Below are 21,436 nucleotides of genomic sequence, written 5' to 3'. Positions count from 1 at the left end.
CCCGCCCGTCCCGGCGGTCAGGTCAGGAGGACGACCTTGCCGCGGCCGTGGCCGGTGGCGACCTCGCGGTGGGCGTCGGCCGCGCGGTCGAGGGGGAACACGGCCCGCACGTGGATGCGCAGGCGGCCCTCGTCGTAGAAGCGGGCGGCCTCCGCGACGCGGGACGCCGAGCGCTTGTGCGGCGTCGTCCGGACGCCCAGTTCCTCGGCGCGGTGGTGGTCGACCAGCGTGAAGACGCGGTCGCGGTCCTTGACGAGGTCGAGGGACACATCCAGGGCGTGGCCGCCGGCGCCGTCGAGCGCGGCGTCGACGCCGTCCGGGGCGAGGGCGCGGACGCGCTCCTCCAGGCCGTCCCCGTAGGCGACCGGGGCCGCGCCGATCGAGCGCAGGTAGTCGTGGTTGGCCTCGCTCGCGGTGCCGATGACCGCCGCCCCGGCGATGCGGGCGAGCTGTACGGCCACCGTCCCGACCGCGCCCGCCGCCGCGTGGACGAGCAGCGTGGTGCCCGGCCCGACGCCCATCTCCTCCAGCGCGATGTGCGGAGTCATGACGGCGGCGGGGAAGCCGCCCGCCACCTCCCAGGGCATGCTCGCGGGCTTGGCCGCGAGCGCCTGCGCCGGGACGACGACGTACTCGGCGTAGGCGTGGAAGAGGCAGTAGCCGAGCACCTCGTCGCCGGGCCGCGTCCCGGTGACGTCCGGGCCCACCGCGTCGACCACGCCCGCGAACTCGTTGCCGGGCACGCGCGGGAAACCCTCCGGCGTTCCGGGCGGCGACCAGCCCTCCCGGACGGCCAGGTCGTACGGCTGCACCCCGGCGGCCCGCACCCGCACCCGCACCTCGCCCGGTCCCGGCTCCGGCACCGGCAGCTCCAGCGTCTTCAACACGTCCGGCCCGCCCGGCTCATCGAAACCCATGGCCTTCATGACGTCCCCCTTCATCAGTGATCAATAGCGATCAAGGACGACGCTAAGACCTCGACCAATCTTGAGGTCAAGTCGTGCGGGAGCGGAGCAGCCGCGGCCAGCCGGACGGGCGGCGGAGGCCGGTGAGCAGCACGGGGAGCGGGTCGGAGTAGGAGGCGCGGGACCGGATCGTCCCGCCGGAGATGGCGAACCGGTCGCAGACCCGGAAGTGGACGGGCTTCCGCCCGAGGTTCGCGGTGCAGTCGGACTCGATGAACACGGTGCCGCCCTGCACCGCGCTGCTCCGGACGGTCAGCGCCATGTCGGGGAACAGGGCGAACAGCCGCCGGAACATGCCCTCCACCTCGGAGCGCCCGTGCGCGTCGGGGAACATCGGCTGGGTGAAGACCGCCTCGCCGTGGATGAGCGGCCGGAAACGGTCGAGGAAGGCGTCCGGCTTGGGCAGCGCCCAGCCTTCGGCGAAAACGGCGGGGAAGTCGTCCGGCGTCATCGGGCCGCCCTCTTCATGACCGGCAGTCGAAAACTGACTCATGGTCGAAGACTGTAATCTGGTCGGCATGCCCGTCAAGAGCCGCCGTGCCGAATACAGGGAACTCACCCGGGGCGCGGTGCTCCAGGCCGCGCGGGAGCTGTTCACCGAGCGGGGCTTCGCGGCCGCCACGATCGACGACGTCGCCGACGCGGCGCGCGTCAGCAAGGGGTCGGTGTACTACCACTTCACCGACAAGGCCCACCTGTTCGAGGCGGTGTTCACCGAGGGCCAGAACCGGCTGGTGGAGGCGGTGGCCGCGGCGGCGGCCCGGCACGAGACCCCGTGGGAGCAGCTCATGGCGGCCCTGGACGCCTACATGGACGGGACGGTCGCCGATGCCGCGCACCGCTCCCTGCTGCAGCAGGCGCCGGCCGCGCTGGGCGTCGAACGGTGCCGGGAACTCGACGCGGAACTGGGGCTGCCCGCCGTCCGCGCGCTCCTTGAGAGCCTCGCGGCGGCCGGCGAACTCGCCGTCGACTCGATCGACATGCTCACGCGCCTGCTGTTCAGCGCGCTGTGCGAGGCGGCCATGACCGCCGGGGCCGCCGCCGACCCGGCCCGGGCACGGGACGAGGCGGCCGGCGTCCTCCGAGCGATCATGGCCGGCCTGCGGACCTGATCGGCGGGGCTAGGACGGGTCGGGCAGCATTCGCTTCATCGCCTCGTGGGCGCCGAGGACCTTGCGGTCGCGGGGGAAGCCCGCCCGCTTCCGCGCCGCCTCGTAGTTGCCGCCCGCGACCCAGATCGGGCCGTCCTTCAGGTGCTCCAGGCCCTCGCGGGCGATGTCGTCGGGCTCGGCGACGTTCAGGCCCGGCATGTCCATGTTGAGGCCGGCGCGTTCCATCGCCGGGGTGCGGGTCACGCCGAGGACGAGCTCCAAGACGTCCACCCCGTGCTCGCGCATCTCCAGCCACAGGCCCTCGGCGAAGACCCGGCCGAACGCCTTGACGGCGGAGTAGATGCTGATCTGCGCCTGCCCCATGTACCCGGCGAGGGAGCCGACGAGCAGCAGGCCGCCGCGGCCCCGCTCCTTCATCAGCGCGCCGAAGTGGTGGGTGAAGGCGAGCTGCGCGGTGATGTTCAGGTCGATGACGCCCTGGAAGCGCTCCAGGTCGCCGGTGACGAACTCGTGGCCGTAGCTGTTCGCGCCCGCGTTGAAGACCAGCAGGCCGACGTCCAGGCCGTCGGTGACCTCGCGGACCTTCTTCAGCGGGTCGGGGGAGATCAGGTCCAGCTCCAGCGTGCGGACCTCCACCCCCTTCGCCCGGACCGCCTCGGCGGTCTCCGCCAGCGGGCCCGGCTTGCGGGCGATCAGCACGAGGTTCAGGCCCGCGTCGGCGAGGCGGTGTGCGAACGCGGCGCCGACCCCCTCCGAGCCGCCGGCGATGACGGCCCACGGGCCATAGGTGTCGATCATTGCTCTCCGTCCAGGTCCGGGGTCCAGGCGACGCCGTTGACGTGCGCGCCGCCGTCCGCGAACAGGGTGTTGCCGGTCAGGTAGCGGGCGTCCTCGGACGCGAGGAACACCGCCACCGGTGCGATGTCGGTCTCCGGGTCGCCGAGGCGGCCCATCGGGTTGGCGCGGTCGGCCGCGGCCTCGATCTCCGGGTGCTCGGACGCCATCCGCCGGAACGCCGCGCTCTTGGCGCCCGGGCAGATCGCGTTCACGACGACGCCCGTCGGCGCCCACTCGCGGGCGGCGGTGCGCGTCAGCGTCCGGAGGGCCTCCTTGGCCGAGTTGTACTCCAGGGTCCCCATGTGGGCGTTGACCCCGTTCAGCGAGCACATGTTGATGACGCGTCCCCACCCGCGCGCCTTCATGTGGGGGAACGCGGCCTGCATCGCCCACAGCGGGCCGTAGTAGCCCATCGCGAAGCCGCGGGCGAGCTGCTCGTCGGTCTTGGTCTCGACGCGGCTCACCGTCCCGGCGCCCCAGGCGTTGTTGACCAGGACGTCGACCGAGCCCCACGCCTCGACGGCCGCCGCGACCATGCCGTGGACCTGCGCCTTGTCGGTCACGTCCGTCCGGACGAACCGCGCCTCGGCGCCGAACTCCGCGGCCAGCTCGCGCGCCACCGCCGCGCCGCTCCCGGCGTTCAGCTCCGCCACCAGGACGCGGGCGCCCTCGGCGGCGAAGCGGCGCGCCACGCCGCGTCCGATGCCGTCGCCCGCGCCCGTCACGACCGCGACGCGCCCGGCCAGCCGTCCGGTCACTCGACCACCTGGACGGCGCCGGTCAGCGCCGCCTCCTGGATCGCCGAGCGCAGCGCCGGGCAGGTCTCGTGCGGGTCCTCGGCGAGGTTCACGCACGCGGCCCGCGCGGCGGCGTTCCACTGGATGCTCGTCTGCTCCCAGCTCGACTTGCGCACCAGCACCTCGGCGGCGCAGCGGCGGCAGGAGACGGGCACCAGCGGGCCGTCCAGGAGGCGTTCGTCCTGGCGTGCCGTCACGCCGAGGCCCCCTCGGCGTCCAGGCGCGCGAGGTTCTCCTCGACCTCCTTCTTCCACGACTCCACCGGACGGGTCGTGTCGATCTCGAACTCGAACCGGTCGGTCATCTCCGGCTTGACGTCGGCGACGTCCACGTAGAACTGCTCGTACCAGCGGCGCAGCTGGTAGACGGGCCCGTCCTCCTCGCACAGCAGCGGGTTGTCGATGCGGGTCTTGTTCTTCCAGATCTCGACGTCCTGCTGGAAGCCGATCAGGATGAACTCCGACAGCTTCTGCGCGGTCGCCTCGGCCGCCTCCGGCGGGAGGGCGTCGCTGTGCTGGACGATGATCCCCGAGTGCAGCGAGAACGAGTTCTCGTCGATCGGGTAGTGGCAGTTGATCAGGACCGAGTTCAGGTCGTACCCCTCGTAGTGGTACGTCAGCTCGTCGATCATGAAGGAGGGGCCGTGGTAGGACGCCACGGAGGTGTTGCCGAGCATCCGCGGCCCGCCGCCGCCGGAGCCCTCGCGCCTGCGGCGGGAGTCCTCCCGGGTCACGCCCTTCATGATCTGCGTGGCGGTCTGGCCCTCGAAGATGTTCTTGAAGTACGTCGGGAACGACTGGTGGATGTAGAAGAAGTGGGCCATGTCGACCACGTTGTCGATGACCTCCCGGGCGTTGGTGTGGACCACCTGCTCCGTCCAGCGCCAGTCGGTCCAGTCGTCGCGGGTCGCGCCCTCGATCACCGGGATCGTCACGTCCGCCGGGGGCTGGTTGCCCTCCGGGTCGTTCCAGACGAACAGCAGCTTGTCCTGCTCCATCGTCGGCCACGCGGCGGTGCGGGCGCGCAGCGGGACGCGGCGCGAGTACGGGATCTTCTTGCAGCGCCCGTCGCCGCCCCAGCGCCAGTCGTGGAAGGGGCAGGCGATCTCGTTGCCCTTGACGGTGCCCTGGGACAGGTCGCCGCCCATGTGCCGGCAGTAGCCGTCCAGGACGTTGGTCTTCCCGTCCTCACCGGTGAACACGACGAGCTTCTGGCCGAACGCGTGGACCGTGTGGGGCTTGCCGTCCTTGAAGGACTCGGCCAGCCCGAGGCAGTGCCATCCCCGGGCGAAACGGCGGGAGATCGCCTCCGCCTCGATGGCGCGGACGGCGTCCGACTCGGTTGCGGTCACGTGGATCATCCCTTCGGCGATGGCTGGGTAAATCGAACGTTAGGTCGCAGGTCACCGTCCCGGCCGGTGAGTCCCGGTGGCCGGGACGCCCGCCCTCGCGGCGGCACGGCAGCATGGTCTCCTGCAGAGGCCGTATCAGGAAGACGGGAGCAGGGATGAGCAACGAGGTCCTGGACGCCGTGCGCGAGCTGCTGCCGGGCATCGCCGAGCGGGCCCGGTCCGTGGACGAGAAGGGGGGCATCCCCGCCGAGACGATCCGCGAGCTGACCACCGCCGGGGTGTTCCGGATGCTGCAGCCCGCCCGGTACGGCGGCGCCGAGGGCGACCCGGTGGCCTTCTACGAGGTGGTCCGGGAGATCTCCGGCGCGTGCGGGTCGACCGGCTGGGTCGCCGCGATCCTCGGCGTCCACTCCTGGCACCTCGGCCTGTTCGACGACGAGGCGCAGCGCGAGGTGTGGGGGGCCGGGCCCGACACCCTCGTCTCCTCGTCCTACGCGCCGATCGGCCGGCTCACCCCGGTCGACGGCGGCTACGAGCTGACCGGCCGCTGGTCGTTCTCGTCCGGCGTCGAGTTCGTCTCGTGGGCGCTGCTCGGCGCGCTCGTCGTCGGCGCGGAGGGCCGCCCGGTCGACTTCATGACGGTGCTCGTCCCGAAGCGGGACTACGAGATCCGCGAGGTCTGGGACTCGATGGGCCTGCGCGGCACCGCCAGCGACGACATCGTGGTGGAGCGGGCGTTCGTGCCGTCCCACCGGGCCATGCGCAACTTCGAGCAGGCGCAGCTGCGCAACCCGGGCCGCAAGGTCAACACCGGCCCGCTGTACCGGATGCCGTTCGGGACGATCTTCACCAGCACCGTCGCGGCCAGCGTGATCGGCATGGCGGCCGGCTGCCACGACCACTACGTGGCGAGGATGCGCGACCGGATCCGGCTCAGCCTCGGCGGCGGCCGCTTCGTCGAGGACCCGCACGCCCAGGTCGCCGTCGCGCGCGCCGCGTCGGAGATCGACGCCGCGATCCTGCAGACCGACCGGAACGTCCGGGAGATCCACGAGTACGCGGCCCGCAACGAGAAGATCCCGATGGAGCTGCGGCTGCGCGCCCGCCGCGACCAGGTCCGCGGCACCGAGCGCGCCATCGAGGCGATCGACATCCTGTTCAAGACCGCCGGCGGCAACTCGCTGCACCGCGGCAACGTCATCGAGCGCGCCTGGCGCGACGCCCACGCGGGCAGCGTCCACGTGGCCAACGACGTCGAGCACGCCCTGTCCATGTGGGGCCGCGGCATCTTCGGCCTCAAGGTCGAGGACAACCTGGTCTGAGTCCGGCGCACGCCCCCGCCGGAGGCGTGCGCCGGATACCCGTCAGGAGTTGGTGCGCCCGGCGGGGCGGTGGTGATGGAGGTGCTTGAGCGCCTTCTTGAACGCCCGCGCGTGCGCGGCCTCGTCCCCGGCGATCTCCGTGAAGAGCGCCGCGGCCTTCAGGTTCCCCTCGGCCCGTGCGGTGCGGGCGAAGCCCGGATACATCTTCGTGGCCTCGTAGGTCTCCCCGGCGATGCTCCGGCGCAGGTTGTCCGCGGTGTCGTGGACGAATCCGGCGAGTACGGCCTCGCCGGCGAAGTGCTCGGTCAGCTCCACCGCGGCCGCGCGCCGGAACAGCTCGGCCACCTTCGGGTGGCGGGCCTTGGCGTGCTCGGCGTACAGCGTGTACTTGGCGTTCGCGAACGCCTCGCCGCGCATCGCGGTCTCCAGGTTGCGCAGCGTCCGCTTCGACCGCACCTTCGGCTTGCCCGCGACGACCCGGACGGGGTCGGCCTTCTGCCCGGCGGGGACGTGCCCGCGGTGGTGCGTGATGGCGTACAGCGCCTTCGTGAAGTCGCGGGCGTGCCGGGCCTCGTCGCGGGCGATCTCGCTGAACAGGCGGGCGGCGTTGTAGTCCTTGTCCTCCCGCGCCTCGCGGGCGAAGCGCGGGTACATGCGCGTCGCCTCCTCCCGCTCGCCCTTGATGCTCTCGCGCAGGTTCGCCGCGTCACCGTGGACGAAGTGGATGAGGCGCGCCTCCTTGGTGAAGTGGTCGTGGAGTTCGGTACGCGCGGCGTCGGTGAACAGGCGGCGCGGCTCGGCCAGATGCTCGTGACCGGCCTGTCCGGCGTAGAAGTGGTAGCTCGCGTGCGCCATGGCCTCACCGTGCATCGCGGTGAGCGTGTTCTGCCGGGTCTTGGGGTGGTTCTCCGCGGCGGACGCCACTTCCGGCGGGAGCGCCGTCCCGATCAGTACCGCCGCCGCGCAGGCGACGCCGGCGCAGGTCCGGGTGAGCCCCGATGTGGTCATGCTCGGTCCTCCTCGATCGTGTGCGCGACGGCAGACCACCGCATACACAGTGAATGCATTTGACCACATTGTGTTACCAGTGCCGGTCGCCTGCGCTACCCGAGGAGGATCGGGATTCGGTCAAACCGCCGTGAGGGCGCGCATCATGCGCGCCCTCACATGCTGCTTCCGTCGGGGTGCCCGCGCCGGTCAGCAAGTCGTGGGCGGGGTCTCGCCGTTCTGGACGGACGTGGCGAACCGCAGGGCCGCGTCGAAGGACGCCGGGATGGCGCCCCGGTGGTCGGCTCCCTCGAACGGCCGGTAGGCGATGCTCCCGTAGCGATTGCAGAGGTCGCCGACGATGTTCTGCGTCGCGGCGGGGGAGACCTCGCGGTCGGCGGTGCCCTGGACGACCAGCGTCGGGACCTTGATGGTGAGGCCGAGCGCCTCCTGCGAGTCGTAGTACCGCTCGAACCGCGTGAGGTCGGCGTCCGGGCGGAACACGTTGTCCAGCGCCAGGTTCTTGCTGAGCTGCTTGAGCTGGAGCAGGCACGCGTCCGTGCGGCCGGCCTTGGCGACGGCGGCGGCGTCGCCGGTCAGCAGGTCCTCGGGGACGAACGTCGGGTCGGCCGCGTTCGCCCCGTTCAGCAGGACGAACAGGAACGGCAGCGCGATCTCGGCGCCGGGGTACTGCGCCTTGACGTACTGCGCGGTCTGGCTCATCAGGGAGCCCGGCGCGATCGCCACAGCGCCCTTCAGCCGCACGTCGCGGGGCTTCTGCGCGGCCGCCGCCGTGTAGAGCGTCGCCTGGCCGCCCTGGCTGTGCCCTGCCACGTACCAGTCGCGTCCGATGCGGTGGTCGGCCTTGCGGGCGGCCCGGACGATGTCGGTGACGGTGTTGGCCTCGCTGTCGCCGTTCATGTACGGGTGCCCGCCGGGCGTGCCGAGGCCCTCGTAGTCGGTCTGGACGACCGCGAACCCGTTCGCGACCCACTTGTCCAGGTACTGCTCGGTGACCGACAGGTAGTCGTGGGCCGGGCCGTCCGCGGTGTCGGCGGACGGCGCGCACCGGTCGGCGGTGCCGGTGGTGCCGTGCGCCCAGCTCAGCACCGGCCAGCCGCCGGGCGGCGGGGTGCCCTCCGGCACGGCGACCGTGCCCGACACCGTGATCGGCTTCCCGCCCACGCCCTCGGAGACGTAGGTGACGAAGCGGTTCGCGGACGCGCTCGGCAGCGCCGCGGCGTTCGCCAGCGGGCGGCTGCTCAGCAGCTTGCCGCGCTGGGCGGGCGCGGCCTGCGCGGGGACGGCGGCGATCCCGGCCGCCGCCGCGCAGGTGACGGCCGCGACCGCGACCCTTCCCATGATCTTCACGTGTGGTCCCTCCTGAGGTGCTGGACGGCGCGGTAGGCGAACGCCATGGCCGACCCGATCGGAACGCCCGGCCCCGGGTAGACGGGGCCGGTGAACGAGGCACTGGTGTTGCCGGCGGCGTAGAGGCCGGGGATGGGGCGGCCCTCGCCGTCCAGGACGCGGGCGTCGGCGTCGGTGCGCAGCCCGCCCTTCGTCCCGAGGTCGCTCAGCACGACCTCCGCCGCGAAGTACGGGGCCTGGTCGACGGCGACGACGCACGGCCTCCCGCCGGAGAAGTACAGGTCGTAGGGGTCCTCGCCGCGGTGGAAGTCGTCGTCGGCGCCGTTGGCGGCGAAGCCGTTGAAGCGCTCGACGGTCGCGGCCAGCGCGTCGGCGGGCAGGCCGATCTTCGCGGCGAGGTCGCCGATCGACCCGGCCTGGACCCAGCGGCCGGACGCCACCTGCTCGTCGGCCGCCAGCGGCGGGACGGAGATCGCGGGCAGCCCGTCCGACCGTGCGTCGAAGATCAGATGGAACGGTCCTTCGGCGGCGGCCATCGTCCGGCCCATCTGGTCGTAGGGGAGCGACTCGTTGGCGAAGCGGCGGCCCGCGCCGTCCACGATCAGCCCGCCCCGGAACCCGAGCGTGAACGCGGGCCGCCCGTCGGCGGTGAGCAGGCCGGGGCAGAACCACGCCTGGTCGAGCAGGCCGGTGGCCGCGCCGATCCGCACGGCCGCCTCGATCGCGTCGCCGGTGTTCGCGCCGTCCGGGGCCATCGTCCAGCCGGCGCCGCCCGGCACGCCGCGCGCCGCCCGCAGCTCGGCGGACGCCTCGAACCCGCCCGCCGCCAGCAGCACGCCCCGCGCGGCGCGGATCCGGCGGCCGCCCGCCTCGACGCCCGCGACCCGGCCGTCCTCGACGATCAGGCCGGTCAGCGGGGTCTCGGTCAGGACGGACCCGTTCCCGGTCGCGGTGATCGCCAGCAGCAGCCGCCCGATCAGCGCGCGGCCCTGCGCCAGCGGCTTCGCCGAGTGGCCCCGCCCGGCCCGGTCGCGGTCGACCGGCGGCCGCACCAGCCCGGCCCGCTCGCCGAGCCGCTCGACCGGCAGTTCCAGCGGCACGAACGACCGGCCCATGTCCATGCGGCCCGGCGCGGCGAAGTAGTCGGGGAACGCCTGGAACCGGAACTCGATCTCCGGGTCCTTCTCCAGGAACTCCACCAGCTCGGGCGCCGTCGCGAGGAACGCCTCCCGGCGCTCCTCCTCGGCGTCACCGAGCAGCGCCCGCAGGTACGTGCGCGCCGCCTCCGTCGAGTCACCGAGCCCGGCCCGCTCCTGCACCTGCGTGCCGGGCAGCCAGATCGCCGACCCCGAGTACGCGGACGTCCCGCCGAGCACCGCCGTCTTCTCCAGGACGGCCGTCCGCAGCCCTCCGGAGGCCGCGGCGAGCGCCCCGGCCATCGCGCCGGCCCCCGAACCGGCCACCACCACGTCGTACTCGTCGTCCCATTTCCCCACGGTGACGTCCCCTCCAGCCTCGCGATCTCGGCGCGGGCACAACGTAAACGTGGCGTGCGACACGGGGGGCCGGCGCGTCCCACTGACCGGTATCGGCGATCGCGGGAAAGGCGCCGAGCCTGGATATTCTTCCTTGTCAGCACACCGATGGACCGGGGGGAGGACCGTGGCGAGGATCGCAGCGGCGAGGATGTCCGCCGAGCCCAGCTCACCCGAGCAGCACGACCGGCGGCAGCGCATCCTCCGCGCCGCGTCGCGCATCGGTACGGAGAAGTCCCTCGAACGCGTCCAGATGCACGAGGTGGCGAAGGCGGCCGGGGTGGCGATCGGCACCCTGTACCGGTACTTCCCGTCGAAGGTGCACCTGTTCACCGCGGTGATGGCGGCGCAGGTCGACCGGCTCCGCGAGCAGGTGTCCGAGCCCGCGCCCGGCGTCGCGCCCGAGGACGCGGTCGCCGACCTGCTGGTGCAGGCCAGCCGGAACCTGATGGCGCAGCCCGTCCTGTCGGCGTCGATGCTGCACGCGTCGAACACCGCGCACGTCGCGACCGTCGCCGACACCGTCCACATCGACAGCACGTTCCGCGAGATCCTGCTGCGCGCCGTGGGCATCGACGTCCCGACCGCGCAGGACGTCACGCTCGTCCGGCTGCTGATGCAGTGCTGGTACGGGGTGCTCCAGTCGAGCCTGAACGGCCGCGCCTCCATGGCGGACGTGGAGAGCGACATCCGGCTCGCCTGCCGGCTGCTGCTCGCCCCCCGCTCCAACGCGTCCGCGAGCGGCTCCGGGGACGACTCCCCGGGCGACTCCGCCGGCGGCGGGGCGGCCTCCCGGTGATCGGGACGGTCCCGGCGGGCCGGCCGGGACCGCGGCTAGCGTGCCGCCATGAATCGCTATGACGGCGTGAAAGTGCTGCTCACCGGGGTGGCGTCCGGCATCGGACGGGCCACGGCGATCCGCCTCACCTCCGAGGGGGCCGCGGTCTACGCCGTGGACCTCGCCGAGAAGGGCCTGGCCGAGACCGCCGCCGCGGTCACCGGGCCCGGAACCATCGCGACCCGCACCGCCGACGTGACCGACGAGCCCGCCGTGATCGCGGCCGTGGCGGACGCGGCGGAGACCCTCGGCGGCATCGACGTCCTGGTCAACGTGGCGGGGGTCCACAAGACCACCCCCATCGAGACGCTGACCGTCGACGACCTGAACCGGCTGTTCTCCGTCAACCTCGTCGGCACCGCGCTGTTCTGCCGCGAGGCGCTCAAGCACCTGCCCGACCGCACCGGCGTGATCGTCAACACCGCCTCGCTGTCGGCGACGCAGGGCAACCCGTACATGACGGCGTACTCGGCGTCCAAGGGCGCCGTCCTGGCGTTCTCCCTCAGCCTCGCCGCCGAGCTGGCCGCGCGCCGCATCCGCGTCGTGCCGATCTCCCCGGGCGCGGTCGACACGCCGCTGGTGCGGTCGCCCGACATGTTCCCGCCCGGCCTCGACCTCGACTACTTCTCCAAGATCCGGTCCTACTACGGCGCCGCGCGGCCCGAGCAGATCGCGGCCGCGATCGCGTTCGCCGCGTCGTCCGACGCCGGCTACTACACCGGTGCCGACTTCCGCGTCGACGGCGGCGCCCACACCTAGGAGAGAGATATGGCACGCACCATCGCCGTCAGCGGTTCGGCGTCCGGCATCGGCGGATCCCTCGCCGGGATGCTCCGGGACGCCGGCGAGACCGTCATCGGCATCGACCTGCGCGACGCCGACGTCTGCGCCGACCTCAGCGTCCCCGAGGGCCGGGCGCGCGCGGTCGCGGAGACGCTGGGGAGGGCCGGCGGGCGGCTCGACGCCGTCGTGGCCTGCGCGGGAGTGTCCGACTTCACGGTCATGCCGGTCAAGGTGAACTTCTTCGGCGTCGTCGGGCTGCTGGAGGGCCTGCGCCCCGCGCTCGCCGCGGCCGAGGCGCCGCGCGCCGCCGTGGTCGGCTCGATCTCCGGCACCCACCCGGTGGACGACGACGTCGTCCGCGCCTGCCTGGAGGGCGACGAGCCCGCGGCGATCGCGGCGGCGACGAAGGTCGAGGAGAGCGGCGCGGGCGGCCGGCTGTACCCGTCGTCGAAGTCGGCGCTCGCGCAGTGGCTCCGCCGGGTCTGCACCACCCCCGAGTGGGCGGGCGCGGGCATCCCGCTGAACGCGATCGCGCCGGGCGTCGTGAAGACCCCGATGAGCGCGCCGCTGTTCGAGGACGAGGGCATGTTCGAGATCATGAAGGAGGCCGTCCCGATGCCGCTCAACGGCTTCGCCGGCCCCGAGGTGATCGCGTCGGCCCTGGACTGGCTGATCTCCCCGGCCAACACCCACATGACCGGCCAGGTCATCTACGTGGACGGCGGCGCCGAGGCGACCTTGCGCGACGCCGCGCACTTCTGACCTGCGCGACGCCGCGCACTTCTGACCTGCGCGACGCTGCGCACTTCTGACGGGCACCGGTGGCCGCCCCTCGCGCCGAGGGCGGCCACCGGTGGGTCCGAAGGCGGGGGGTCAGTACTTGCTGGTGCCGGTGTTGTCGAGCGCGGCGACGCTGTAGGCCGCGTAGGTCTGGTGCGGGTCGCGGCCCTCGAAGTACGGCGTGATCTGCGCGCCGAACTCCTCGACGGAGAACACGCCCTCGGCGGCGGTGAACTTCTGCTCCACGGTCGGCGCCGCCATCAGCGCGACCATGTCGCCGTACACCACGAACACCTGGCCGGTGATCTTCTCGGACGCGGGGGAGGCCAGGTAGCCGACGAACGTGCCGACCCGCTCGGGCGCCATCACGTCCACGCCGCCGGGCGCGGTGCCCTCGGCGAACGTCGCCTCCGTCATCGCCGTCCGGGCGCGGGGGCAGATCGCGTTGGCGCGCACCCCGTACCGGCCGAGCCCGGCGGACGTCGACAGCGTCAGCGCGACGATGCCGGCCTTGGCGGCGGAGTAGTTCGGCTGGCCCGCCGACCCGAACAGGAACGCCTCCGACGCGGTGTTGATCACGCGCCCGTAGACGGGGCCGCCGGCGGCCTTGCTCGCGGCGCGCCAGTGCACGGCGGCGGCGCGGGACACCGACGCGTGCCCCTTCAGGTGGACGCGGACGACGTCGTCCCAGTCCGACTCGGAGAGGTTGAACAGCATCTTGTCGCGCAGCACGCCCGCGTTGTTGACCAGGACGTCCAGCGAACCGAACGTGTCGACGGCCGCCGCCACCAGCGTGTCGCCCATCGACCAGTCGCCGACGTCGCCCTTCACCGCGACGGCCGCGCCGCCCGCCTTCTTGATCTCGGCGACGACGTCGTCCGCAGCCGGGCCCATGTCGTTGACGACGACGTTGGCGCCCTGCGCGGCCAGGGCGAGGGCCTCGGCGCGGCCCAGCCCGGCACCCGCGCCGGTGACGATGGCGGTGCGGCCCGCCAGGGAGAGGTCGGCGTTCATCGAAGCCTCCGGGTCGGTGTGTTCGGTTGCCGGTGACGGAGGCTAGTACGAATTCTACTTCTACCCGGGATCCGGTCCCGCTGAGCGGGTGCCGGAGGTACCCGCCATCGGCGCGACCGCTGAGTGGGACTCTCGTTGCCTCCCGATGAGAACGAATTCTAGTGTGACGGGCATGACGCTGAACCTGGCGACCCTCTTCGAGGCCGTGGCGGCGGCCGTCCCGGACCGCCGCGCCCTCGTCTGCGGCGACCGCGGGCTGACCTTCGCCGAGCTGGACGCCCGCGCGGACGCGGTGGGGCGCCGGCTGCGCGCGGCGGGCATCGCGCCGGGCGAGCACGTGGGCCTGCACATGCTGAACGGCACCGAGTACGTCGAGACGCTGCTCGGCTGCCTCAAGGCCCGCGCCGTGCCGGTCAACATCAACTACCGGTACACCGACCGCGAGCTGCACTACCTCTACACCAACGCCGAGCTGACCGGCCTGGTCGTGGACGACGCGTTCGCGCCCGCCGCCGCCCGCGTCGCCGGCGACTGCCCGGACCTGCGCGCCGTCACCGTCGTCCGGACCGGCGAGACCGCCGAGAAGCCCGAGTGGCCGGACCGGATCAGCGTCGAGGACTACACCTCCGAGCCCGGCGAGCCCGACCCGTCCCTCCGCGAGGGCCGCAGCGCCGACGACCGCTACGTCCTCTACACGGGCGGCACGACCGGGAACCCCAAGGGCGTCGTCTGGCGGCACGAGGACTTCTACTTCGCCGCGCTGAAGGGCGGGAACCCCTACGGCGACCCGCGCCTCACCGCCGGCGAACTCGCCGAGGCCGCGAAGGACGGCTTCGAGCTGAGCTTCCTGCTCACGATGCCGCTGATGCACGGCGCCGCGTCCTACACGCTGCTCATGGCGCTGCTCACCGGCTCCAAGACGATCCTGATGCGGCGCTTCGACCCGGTCGACGCGCTCCGCACGATCGACCGCGAGCAGCCCATGATCGTCGCGGTGGTCGGGGACGCGATCGCGCGCCCGCTCGCCGACGCGATCCGCGCGCACGGCGCCGAGCACGACCTCTCGTCGGTGAAGGTGCTCGGCTCCGGCGGCGCGATCCTGTCGCGCAGCGTCCAGGACGAGTTCGCCGAGCTGATCCCCGGCATCCACATCAACAACGGCTTCGGCGCGTCCGAGTCGGGCGTGGACGGCAACATCAGCGTCGGCGACGACGGCCTGATGCGCCTCGCCGCCGACCCCCGCGTCACCGTCGTGGACGCGGCCATGCGCCCCGTCGCGCCCGGCTCGGACGAGGTCGGGTACGTCGCCCGCTCCGGCAACGTCCCGCTCGGCTACCACAACGACCCGGAGAAGACCGCGAAGACGTTCCCCGTCATCGGCGGGAAGCGCTGGTCGATCCTCGGCGACATGGCCCGCGTCGAGGAGGACGGCACGGTCATCGTCCTCGGCCGAGGTTCCGGCTGCATCAACACCGGCGGTGAGAAGGTCTTCCCCGAAGAGGTCGAGCAGGCGCTCAAGGCGCACCCCGCCGTGATGGACGCCCTCGTCGCCGGCGTCCCCGACGACCGCTTCGGCGAGCGCGTCGCCGCCGTCGTCGAGCTGCGCCCGGACGCGTCCGCCACCGTCGAGGACCTGCGCGCCCACTGCCGCGAGCACCTCGCCGGCTACAAGATCCCCGCGGCGGTCACGTTCACCGACGCGGTCGTCCGCTCCCCGAGCGGGAAGGCCGACTACCGGTGGGCCAAGCGCGTCCTCACCGCGACCGACTGACCCCCGGACCGCCCAACACCGGCCTGATCAGACGGGTCTGATCACACCGGTCTGACCACAGCGGCCCCGGCCCGGCCGGGGCGCCCGCCACGCACTCAAGGAGATCCCCCATGCCCGAGGCCGTCATCGTCGATGCCGTCCGGACGCCGGTCGGCAAGCGCCACGGCGCCCTGTCCGGGCTGCACCCGGCCCAGCTGCTGGGGTTGACGCAGCGCGGGCTGCTCGACCGCGCCGGCGTCGACGCGGCCGCGGTCGGGCAGGTCGTCGGCGGCTGCGTCACCCAGGCGGGGGAGCAGTCCAACAACGTCACCCGCAACGCATGGCTGTACGCGGGCCTGCCCTACACGACCGCGTGCACGACGATCGACTGCGCGTGCGGCTCGTCCCAGCAGGCCGTGCACCTGATCGCCGGGCTGATCGCGGCCGGGACGATCCACACCGGCATCGGCTGCGGCGTCGAGGCGATGAGCCGGGTGTTCCTCGGGCAGGCGCTGACCCCGGAGACCGGCAGCCCCGCCCCCGAGGGCTGGGAGATCGACTACCCCGACCAGTTCACCGCCGCCGAGCGCATCGCGAAGAAGCGCGGCGTCACCCGCGAGGCCGCCGACGCGCTCGGTCTGGCCTCGCAGGCCAAGGCGAAGGCGGCCTGGGCGGACGACCGGTTCGCGGGCCAGATCCTCCCGGTCGAGGCGCCCGTGATGACCAGGGAGGGCCCGACCGGGGAGACCGCCGTGGTCACCCGCGACCAGGGGCTCCGCGACACGACCGCCGAGGCGCTGGCCGGGCTGAGGCCGGTGCTGCCGGACGGCATCCACACCGCGGGAAACTCGTCGCAGATCAGCGACGGCGCCGCAGCCGTCCTGCTGATGTCCGCCGACCGGGCCGCCGAGCTGGGCCTGCGCCCCCGCGCCCGGATCGTCGCGTCCGGCATGGTCGGGTCCGACCCGTACTACCACCTGGACGGGCCGATCGAGTCGACGCGGCACGTCCTGGACCGGGCGGGCATGAAGCTGTCCGACATCGACCTCGTCGAGATCAACGAGGCGTTCGCGTCGGTCGTCCTGTCCTGGGCGTCCGTGCTCGACGCGGACATGGACAAGGTCAACGTCAACGGCGGCGCCATCGCGCTCGGCCACGCGGTCGGCTCGACCGGCGCCCGCCTCATCACGCAGGCCGTGAACGAGCTGGAACGGTCCGACCGGTCGACCGCGCTCGTCACGATGTGCGCGGGCGGCGCGCACTCCACGGCCACGATCATCGAACGGATCTGAGCAATGACCATCGGGCTGACCGAGGAGCACCGCGACCTGCGCGACGCCGTGCGCGCCTTCACGTCCCGGCAGGTGACGCAGGCCGCGGTCCGCGCCAGTGTGGACGCCGACCGCGCGAAGGCGCCGGAGTTCTGGACCGACCTCGCCGCGCAGGGCCTGCTCGGCCTCCACCTCCCCGAGGACGCCGGAGGCGCGGGCTACGGCATCGTCGAACTGGCCGTGGTCCTGGAGGAACTGGGCCGCGCCATGACGCCGGGGCCGTTCCTGCCGACCGTCCTGTCGAGCGCCGTCCTGCACCGCGCCGGCCACACCGAGCACCTGCCGTCCCTGGCCGACGGGACGAAGACCGCCGCCCTGGGCCTGGACGCGGGCACCCTCGAACTCACCGGAACCACCCTCACCGGCAGGTCGGGCCCCATCATGGGCGCCCCCCTGGCGGACGTGCTGATCGTTCCGGCCGAACAGGGCGGCGAGACCGTCTGGGTCGTCCTCTCCCGAGACACGGCCGTGGTGGACGAGCACCCGAGCCACGACCTGACCCGCCGCCTGGCCACCGTCGAGGTGACCGGCGCGCCCGTCACCGTCCTGGACATCGACGCGCAGACCGTCCGCGACCTGGCCGCGGTGCTGTTCGCGGCCGAGGCGTCCGGGCTGGCCGACTGGGCGACGGCGACCGCCGCCGACTACGCCAAGGTCCGCGAGCAGTTCGGCCGTCCCATCGGGCAGTTCCAGGGCGTCAAGCACCGCTGCGCCCGCATGCTCGCGCACGCCGAGCAGGCCCGCGCCTGCGCCTGGGACGCGGCCCGCGCCCAGGACGAACCGGCCTCCCAGGAGGCATCCCTCGCGGCCGCCGTAGCGGGAGCGACCAGCGTCGAAGCGGCGTTCCAGACCGCCAAGGACTGCATCCAGACCCTGGGCGGCATCGGCTTCACCTGGGAACACGACGCGAGCCTGTACCTGCGCCGCACGCAGACGCTCCGCGTCCTGCTCGGCTCCACGGCGTCCTGGCGCCGCCGCGTCGCCCGGCTCACACTCGACGGCGTCCGCCGCGAACTGAGCGTCGAACTCCCGCCGGAGGCCGAGGAGATCCGCACCGGCGTCCGCGCCGAACTGGAGCCCGCCAAGGCCCTCACCGGCAAGGAGCACACCACCTACCTGGCCGACCGCGGCTACACGTCCCCGCACCTCCCGGCCCCCTGGGGCAAGGGCGCGGACGCCGTCACCCAGCTGGTCATCGCCGAGGAGATGCGCGCCGCCGGCCTGCGCGCCCACGACATGATCATCGGCAACTGGGTGGTGCCGACGCTGATCGCGCACGGCTCGGCGGCCCAGCACGAGCGGTTCCTGCCCGGCTCCCTGCGCGGCGACATCCGCTGGTGCCAGCTGTTCTCCGAGCCGGGCGCGGGCTCCGACCTCGCGGCCCTGTCCACCCGCGCGGAGAAGGTCGAGGGCGGCTGGAAGATCACCGGGCAGAAGGTGTGGACGTCCATGGCCCGCGAGGCCGACTGGGGCATCCTGCTCGCCCGCACCGACCCGTCCGTCCCGAAGCACAAGGGCCTGTCGTACTTCCTCCTGGACATGAGGTCCCCGGGGATCGACATCCGCCCGCTCCGCGAGCTGACCGGCGACACCCTCTTCAACGAGGTGTTCCTCGACGGCGTCTTCATCCCGGACGACCTCCTGGTCGCCGGTCCCGGCGACGGCTGGAAGCTCGCCCGCACCACCCTGGCCAACGAGCGCGTGTCGCTGTCCAACGACTCGTCCCTCGGCAGCGGCGGCGAAGCCCTTCTCAAGCTGGCCAAGGACGCCGACGACGAGCGCCTCACCACCCTCGGCGGCATCCTCTGCGACGCCCAGTCCAGCAGCCTGTTCGGCCTGCGCACCACGCTGCGCACCCTCGCGGGCGGCCAGCCGGGCGCCGAGTCGAGCATCGGCAAGCTGATCGGCGTCGAGCACATCCAGCAGGTGTGGGAGACCGCCGTGGACTGGATCGGCCCCGAGGCCCTCACCGGCCGCGGCGAGGGAGGCATGGGCGACCCGACCTGGATGTTCCTGAACTCCCGCAACATGTCGATCGCGGGCGGCACCACCGACGTCCAGCTCAACATCATCGGCGAGCGCATCCTCGGCCTGCCCAGGGACGCCGCATGACGATCGACCTCCCCTCGGGCACCCGGCCCGCCGGAGTGGACGCGGCCGTCGAGGCGGCCCGCCGCGTCATCGACGCCCTCGTCCGCTCCGGCGACATGACGGACGCCGACATGGCGTCCGTCACCGGCCGCCTCAACGCCGTCGCCGACGACCTGGAGGCGACGGCCCCGCCCCTGCGCGACCGCCTGGTCGACATGTGGCGCGGCGACGGCATGACCCGCCACGACCCGGTCACCGGCTCGGAGAACCCGATCGCCCCGCCCGTCGCCTACAGCGCCGTCGACTCCCGCACCATCGAGGGCACGGTCACGCTGGGCCTGCCCTACCAGGGGCCGCCGTCCAGCGTCCACGGCGGAGTCTCCGCGCTCCTGCTCGACCACACCCTCGGCGTGGCGAACGGCTGGGCGGGCAAGTCAGGCGTGACGGCGGAACTGACCCTCCGCTACCACCACCTGACCCCCCTCTTCGAGCCGCTGACGATCACCGCCCGCCAGACCTCCGTGGACGGCCGCAAGATCCGCACCACCGGCGAGATCACGGCGGACGGCAAGACCTGCGTCTCCGCCGAGGGACTCTTCATCGCCAAACATCCGCCACGCCCCCGCTGACGGAGGTATCGGGGCATGATGGACATATGAGCGATGACGAGCGGTCCGAGAACACGGATGGCCGTTGGCGGGCCCTGCCGCCGCGCGTCCAGCTGGAGGACACGGTGCCCGGCCAGGAAGTCCCGCCCAAACCCCAGGTGATAGCGGACCCGAGCAGCGTCCAAGTCGACGAGGCGACCCGCTACCCGATCTAACCCTTCCGGAAATCCTCCCCTCCGGCGCGTGCGGGCGGGCCCATCAATCCGCGAGCGGCTGGTTCGCCGCGCGCAGAGCGTCCCACGCGTCGGCCACGGGGCCGACGTGCCGGAGCTTGTCCGGGTTGTTCACCGTGCGGATCGTCTGGATCCGGCCGTCGAGGACGTCCAGCGCCCACGTGCTGAGGACCTTGCCGTCCCGGTCGCGGACGATCGCGCCCGGCTGCCCGTTCACCTCCCGCTGCTCCAGCACGGCGCCGGCCCGGACGAACCGCGAGACGGACCAGGCGAGCGCGTGCGCCACCTTCTCGATGCCGATGATCCGGCTGCCGAGCTGCGGGGCCTTGCCGCCGGCGTCGCCGACCATCTGGACGTCGGCCGCCAGGAGCTCCCGCAGTCCGTCGACGTCCCCTTCCCGGAAGGCGTCGAGGAACCGCGCGGCGAGTTCCGTGCGCTCGGTCCGGTCGGCGGTGAACCGGGTGCGGCCCGCGTCCATGTGGCGGCGGGCCCGGACCGCGAGCTGGCGGCACGCGGCCTCGGAGCGCCCGACGGCCGACGCGACCTCGTCGAAACCGAACCCGAACACGTCCCGCAGCACGAAGACCGCTCGTTCGAGCGGGCTGAGCCGCTCCAGCAGGAGCAGGGCCGCCATCGACAGCGAGTCGGCCAGTTCCGCCGCGCGCTCCGGGTCCTGGTAGGGGTCGGTCAGCAGCGGCTCGGGGAACCACGGCCCGGCGTACTCCTCCCGGCGCAGCCGGGCCGACCGCAGCACATCGATCGAGATCCGGGTGACCACCGCCGAGAGGAACGACTTGGTGGACGCGGGCCGGGTCGCGGAGGCCGTGTACCGCAGCCAGGTCTCCTGGACGGCGTCCTCGGCCTCGCTGACGCTGCCCAGGATCCGGTAGGCGATCGAGAACAGCAGCGGCCGCAGCTCCTCGAAGGACTCGTCCCCGCCGCCCGTCACCAGGCCACCGGTCCGTCTTCGGCGAAGAAGCCGGCGGTGGACCCGTCCGCGTCCAGCGTGGCCAGGCGCACCACGGTCGCGGCGCCCTGCGCGACGGTGAGGAACCCGGTGTGGTTGTTGCTGTCGGTGTCGACGAACCCGGGCGCCACGGAGTTGACGAGGAAGCCGTCCTTCCGCAGCTCGTTGGCGTAGTGCACGGTCAGCGCGTTGAGCGCGGACTTGGACGGCGAGTACGCCGCCGACGGCAGCAGCGCCGCGAAGGGGCCGTCCGGGTCACTGAGCAGGGTCAGCGACGCGGCGTGGCTGCTGACGTTCACGATGCGGGGCGCCGGGGAGCGGCGCAGCAGCGGCAGCATCGCGTTCGTCACCGCGATCACCCCGAACACGTTGGTCTCGAACACGGCCCTGACCATGTCCAGATCGACCGTACTGGGCACCTGGTCGGTGGCGTCCGCCGGGGAGACCTGGCCCGATCCGGTGATCCCCGCGTTGTTGACCAGCACGTCGAGGCGGCCGGAACGCTCCCCGATCAGGCGCGCGGCCGACGCGGCGGTGGCCGGTTCGGTGACGTCCAGCGCGACCGCGTGCACGTCGCCGCCGCCCGCCTCGCGCAGCGCCGCGGCGGCCTCCTCGCCGCGCCGCGCGTCCCGGGCGCCGAGGAAGACCGTCATGCCCAGCGCGGCGAGCTGCTCGGCCACCCCGCGCCCGATCCCCTTGTTCGCCCCGGTGACCAGCGCGACCTTCCGCTTCCCGACCTGCTCGACCTGCTCGCTCATGGTGTC

22 protein-coding genes are annotated in these 21,436 nt (G+C 72.9%); 10 read left to right on the top strand and 12 right to left on the bottom strand.

Annotated elements, in window-relative coordinates; translation table 11 throughout:
- Nucleotides 1–17: 17 nt before the first annotated feature.
- A complete protein-coding gene (locus tag ACGFI1_RS14480) occupies nt 18–941 on the bottom strand; it encodes an NADP-dependent oxidoreductase (protein WP_392785623.1) in 924 nt (307 codons plus the stop codon).
- A 52-nt stretch (nt 942–993) separates the two neighbouring features.
- Nucleotides 994–1,458 (bottom strand): nuclear transport factor 2 family protein, encoded by a 465-nt coding sequence (locus ACGFI1_RS14475; protein WP_392785621.1) that lies wholly within the window; start codon nt 1,456–1,458, stop codon nt 994–996.
- 25 nt (nt 1,459–1,483) lie between these two features.
- Between ACGFI1_RS14475 and ACGFI1_RS14470 the strand changes: the two genes are divergently transcribed.
- The gene (locus tag ACGFI1_RS14470; protein WP_392785619.1) at nt 1,484–2,077 is read left to right on the top strand and encodes a TetR/AcrR family transcriptional regulator; all 594 of its coding nucleotides are present in this window, start codon (nt 1,484–1,486) and stop codon (nt 2,075–2,077) included.
- 9 nt (nt 2,078–2,086) lie between these two features.
- Here the strand turns inward: ACGFI1_RS14470 and ACGFI1_RS14465 are convergent, their stop codons facing one another.
- Genes ACGFI1_RS14465 through ACGFI1_RS14450 form a run of 4 tightly spaced genes read right to left on the bottom strand, consistent with a single transcriptional unit; the run spans nt 2,087 to nt 5,071 of the window.
- Nucleotides 2,087–2,875, bottom strand: a complete 789-nt coding sequence (locus tag ACGFI1_RS14465) for an SDR family NAD(P)-dependent oxidoreductase (RefSeq protein WP_392785617.1) — start codon at nt 2,873–2,875, stop codon at nt 2,087–2,089.
- On the bottom strand, nt 2,872–3,672 hold the full coding sequence (locus ACGFI1_RS14460; RefSeq protein WP_138635311.1) for an SDR family NAD(P)-dependent oxidoreductase: 801 nt from the start codon (nt 3,670–3,672) through the stop codon (nt 2,872–2,874). The genes ACGFI1_RS14465 and ACGFI1_RS14460 overlap by 4 nt, the downstream gene beginning before the upstream one ends.
- Complete coding sequence (locus ACGFI1_RS14455) at nt 3,669–3,908, bottom strand: ferredoxin (RefSeq protein WP_392785615.1); 240 nt, start codon at nt 3,906–3,908, stop codon at nt 3,669–3,671. Before ACGFI1_RS14455 ends, ACGFI1_RS14460 begins: the two co-directional genes overlap by 4 nt.
- Complete coding sequence (locus tag ACGFI1_RS14450) at nt 3,905–5,071, bottom strand: Rieske 2Fe-2S domain-containing protein (RefSeq protein ID WP_387074075.1); 1,167 nt, start codon at nt 5,069–5,071, stop codon at nt 3,905–3,907. The genes ACGFI1_RS14455 and ACGFI1_RS14450 overlap by 4 nt, the downstream gene beginning before the upstream one ends.
- Nucleotides 5,072–5,217: 146 nt before the next feature.
- On the opposite strand from ACGFI1_RS14450, the gene hsaA reads away from it, so the two are divergent.
- On the top strand, nt 5,218–6,384 hold the full coding sequence (hsaA, locus tag ACGFI1_RS14445) for a 3-hydroxy-9,10-secoandrosta-1,3,5(10)-triene-9,17-dione monooxygenase oxygenase subunit (protein ID WP_392785613.1): 1,167 nt from the start codon (nt 5,218–5,220) through the stop codon (nt 6,382–6,384).
- 42 nt (nt 6,385–6,426) lie between these two features.
- Here the strand turns inward: hsaA and ACGFI1_RS14440 are convergent, their stop codons facing one another.
- From ACGFI1_RS14440 to ACGFI1_RS14430, 3 genes are all read right to left on the bottom strand, one after another.
- Nucleotides 6,427–7,392: a ferritin family protein gene (locus ACGFI1_RS14440; RefSeq protein ID WP_392785611.1), complete on the bottom strand. Its 966-nt coding sequence runs from the start codon at nt 7,390–7,392 to the stop codon at nt 6,427–6,429.
- 189 nt (nt 7,393–7,581) lie between these two features.
- Nucleotides 7,582–8,733 (bottom strand): alpha/beta hydrolase family protein, encoded by a 1,152-nt coding sequence (locus tag ACGFI1_RS14435; RefSeq protein ID WP_392786274.1) that lies wholly within the window; start codon nt 8,731–8,733, stop codon nt 7,582–7,584.
- Between the two features lie 5 nt (nt 8,734–8,738).
- Complete coding sequence (locus ACGFI1_RS14430; protein WP_392785609.1) at nt 8,739–10,238, bottom strand: FAD-dependent oxidoreductase; 1,500 nt, start codon at nt 10,236–10,238, stop codon at nt 8,739–8,741.
- Nucleotides 10,239–10,404: 166 nt separating this feature from the next.
- On the opposite strand from ACGFI1_RS14430, the gene ACGFI1_RS14425 reads away from it, so the two are divergent.
- From ACGFI1_RS14425 to ACGFI1_RS14415, 3 genes are read left to right on the top strand one after another with little or no spacing between them, the layout of a single operon-like run.
- Nucleotides 10,405–11,076, top strand: coding sequence for a TetR family transcriptional regulator (locus ACGFI1_RS14425; RefSeq protein ID WP_392785607.1), 672 nt, complete (start codon nt 10,405–10,407; stop codon nt 11,074–11,076).
- Nucleotides 11,077–11,124: 48 nt separating this feature from the next.
- A complete protein-coding gene (locus ACGFI1_RS14420) occupies nt 11,125–11,874 on the top strand; it encodes an SDR family NAD(P)-dependent oxidoreductase (RefSeq protein WP_392785605.1) in 750 nt (249 codons plus the stop codon).
- A 9-nt stretch (nt 11,875–11,883) separates the two neighbouring features.
- On the top strand, nt 11,884–12,660 hold the full coding sequence (locus tag ACGFI1_RS14415) for an SDR family oxidoreductase (protein ID WP_392785604.1): 777 nt from the start codon (nt 11,884–11,886) through the stop codon (nt 12,658–12,660).
- Nucleotides 12,661–12,771: 111 nt separating this feature from the next.
- Here ACGFI1_RS14415 and ACGFI1_RS14410 read toward each other — a convergent pair whose 3' ends face one another.
- Nucleotides 12,772–13,692, bottom strand: a complete 921-nt coding sequence (locus ACGFI1_RS14410) for an SDR family NAD(P)-dependent oxidoreductase (RefSeq protein ID WP_392785602.1) — start codon at nt 13,690–13,692, stop codon at nt 12,772–12,774.
- A gap of 172 nt (nt 13,693–13,864) precedes the next feature.
- Here ACGFI1_RS14410 and ACGFI1_RS14405 point away from each other — a divergent pair, with 172 nt between their 5' ends.
- The 5 genes from ACGFI1_RS14405 to ACGFI1_RS14385 all read left to right on the top strand — a co-directional run bounded on the left by ACGFI1_RS14405 (nt 13,865) and on the right by ACGFI1_RS14385 (nt 19,687).
- Nucleotides 13,865–15,463, top strand: coding sequence for an acyl-CoA synthetase (locus ACGFI1_RS14405; RefSeq protein ID WP_392785601.1), 1,599 nt, complete (start codon nt 13,865–13,867; stop codon nt 15,461–15,463).
- A 110-nt stretch (nt 15,464–15,573) separates the two neighbouring features.
- Nucleotides 15,574–16,734: a steroid 3-ketoacyl-CoA thiolase gene (locus ACGFI1_RS14400; RefSeq protein ID WP_392785599.1), complete on the top strand. Its 1,161-nt coding sequence runs from the start codon at nt 15,574–15,576 to the stop codon at nt 16,732–16,734.
- A gap of 3 nt (nt 16,735–16,737) precedes the next feature.
- Nucleotides 16,738–18,885 (top strand): acyl-CoA dehydrogenase, encoded by a 2,148-nt coding sequence (locus tag ACGFI1_RS14395; RefSeq protein ID WP_392785597.1) that lies wholly within the window; start codon nt 16,738–16,740, stop codon nt 18,883–18,885.
- Nucleotides 18,882–19,493: a PaaI family thioesterase gene (locus ACGFI1_RS14390; protein WP_392785595.1), complete on the top strand. Its 612-nt coding sequence runs from the start codon at nt 18,882–18,884 to the stop codon at nt 19,491–19,493. Before ACGFI1_RS14395 ends, ACGFI1_RS14390 begins: the two co-directional genes overlap by 4 nt.
- 26 nt (nt 19,494–19,519) lie before the next feature.
- On the top strand, nt 19,520–19,687 hold the full coding sequence (locus ACGFI1_RS14385; RefSeq protein WP_392785593.1) for a hypothetical protein: 168 nt from the start codon (nt 19,520–19,522) through the stop codon (nt 19,685–19,687).
- A 43-nt stretch (nt 19,688–19,730) separates the two neighbouring features.
- Here the strand turns inward: ACGFI1_RS14385 and ACGFI1_RS14380 are convergent, their stop codons facing one another.
- Together ACGFI1_RS14380 and ACGFI1_RS14375 are read right to left on the bottom strand one after the other, a co-directional pair.
- Nucleotides 19,731–20,654 carry an RNA polymerase sigma-70 factor gene (locus ACGFI1_RS14380; RefSeq protein WP_392785591.1) on the bottom strand — a complete coding sequence of 308 codons (924 nt, stop codon included), beginning with the start codon at nt 20,652–20,654 and terminating at the stop codon, nt 19,731–19,733.
- Nucleotides 20,651–21,430 (bottom strand): SDR family NAD(P)-dependent oxidoreductase, encoded by a 780-nt coding sequence (locus ACGFI1_RS14375; RefSeq protein WP_392785589.1) that lies wholly within the window; start codon nt 21,428–21,430, stop codon nt 20,651–20,653. Before ACGFI1_RS14375 ends, ACGFI1_RS14380 begins: the two co-directional genes overlap by 4 nt.
- Nucleotides 21,431–21,436 lie beyond the last annotated feature (6 nt).

The organism is Actinomadura geliboluensis (assembly GCF_043197915.1).
GTDB classification, from domain to species: Bacteria; Actinomycetota; Actinomycetes; order Streptosporangiales; family Streptosporangiaceae; genus Spirillospora; species Spirillospora geliboluensis.
This window is presented reverse-complemented; position numbering and strand designations above follow the sequence as displayed.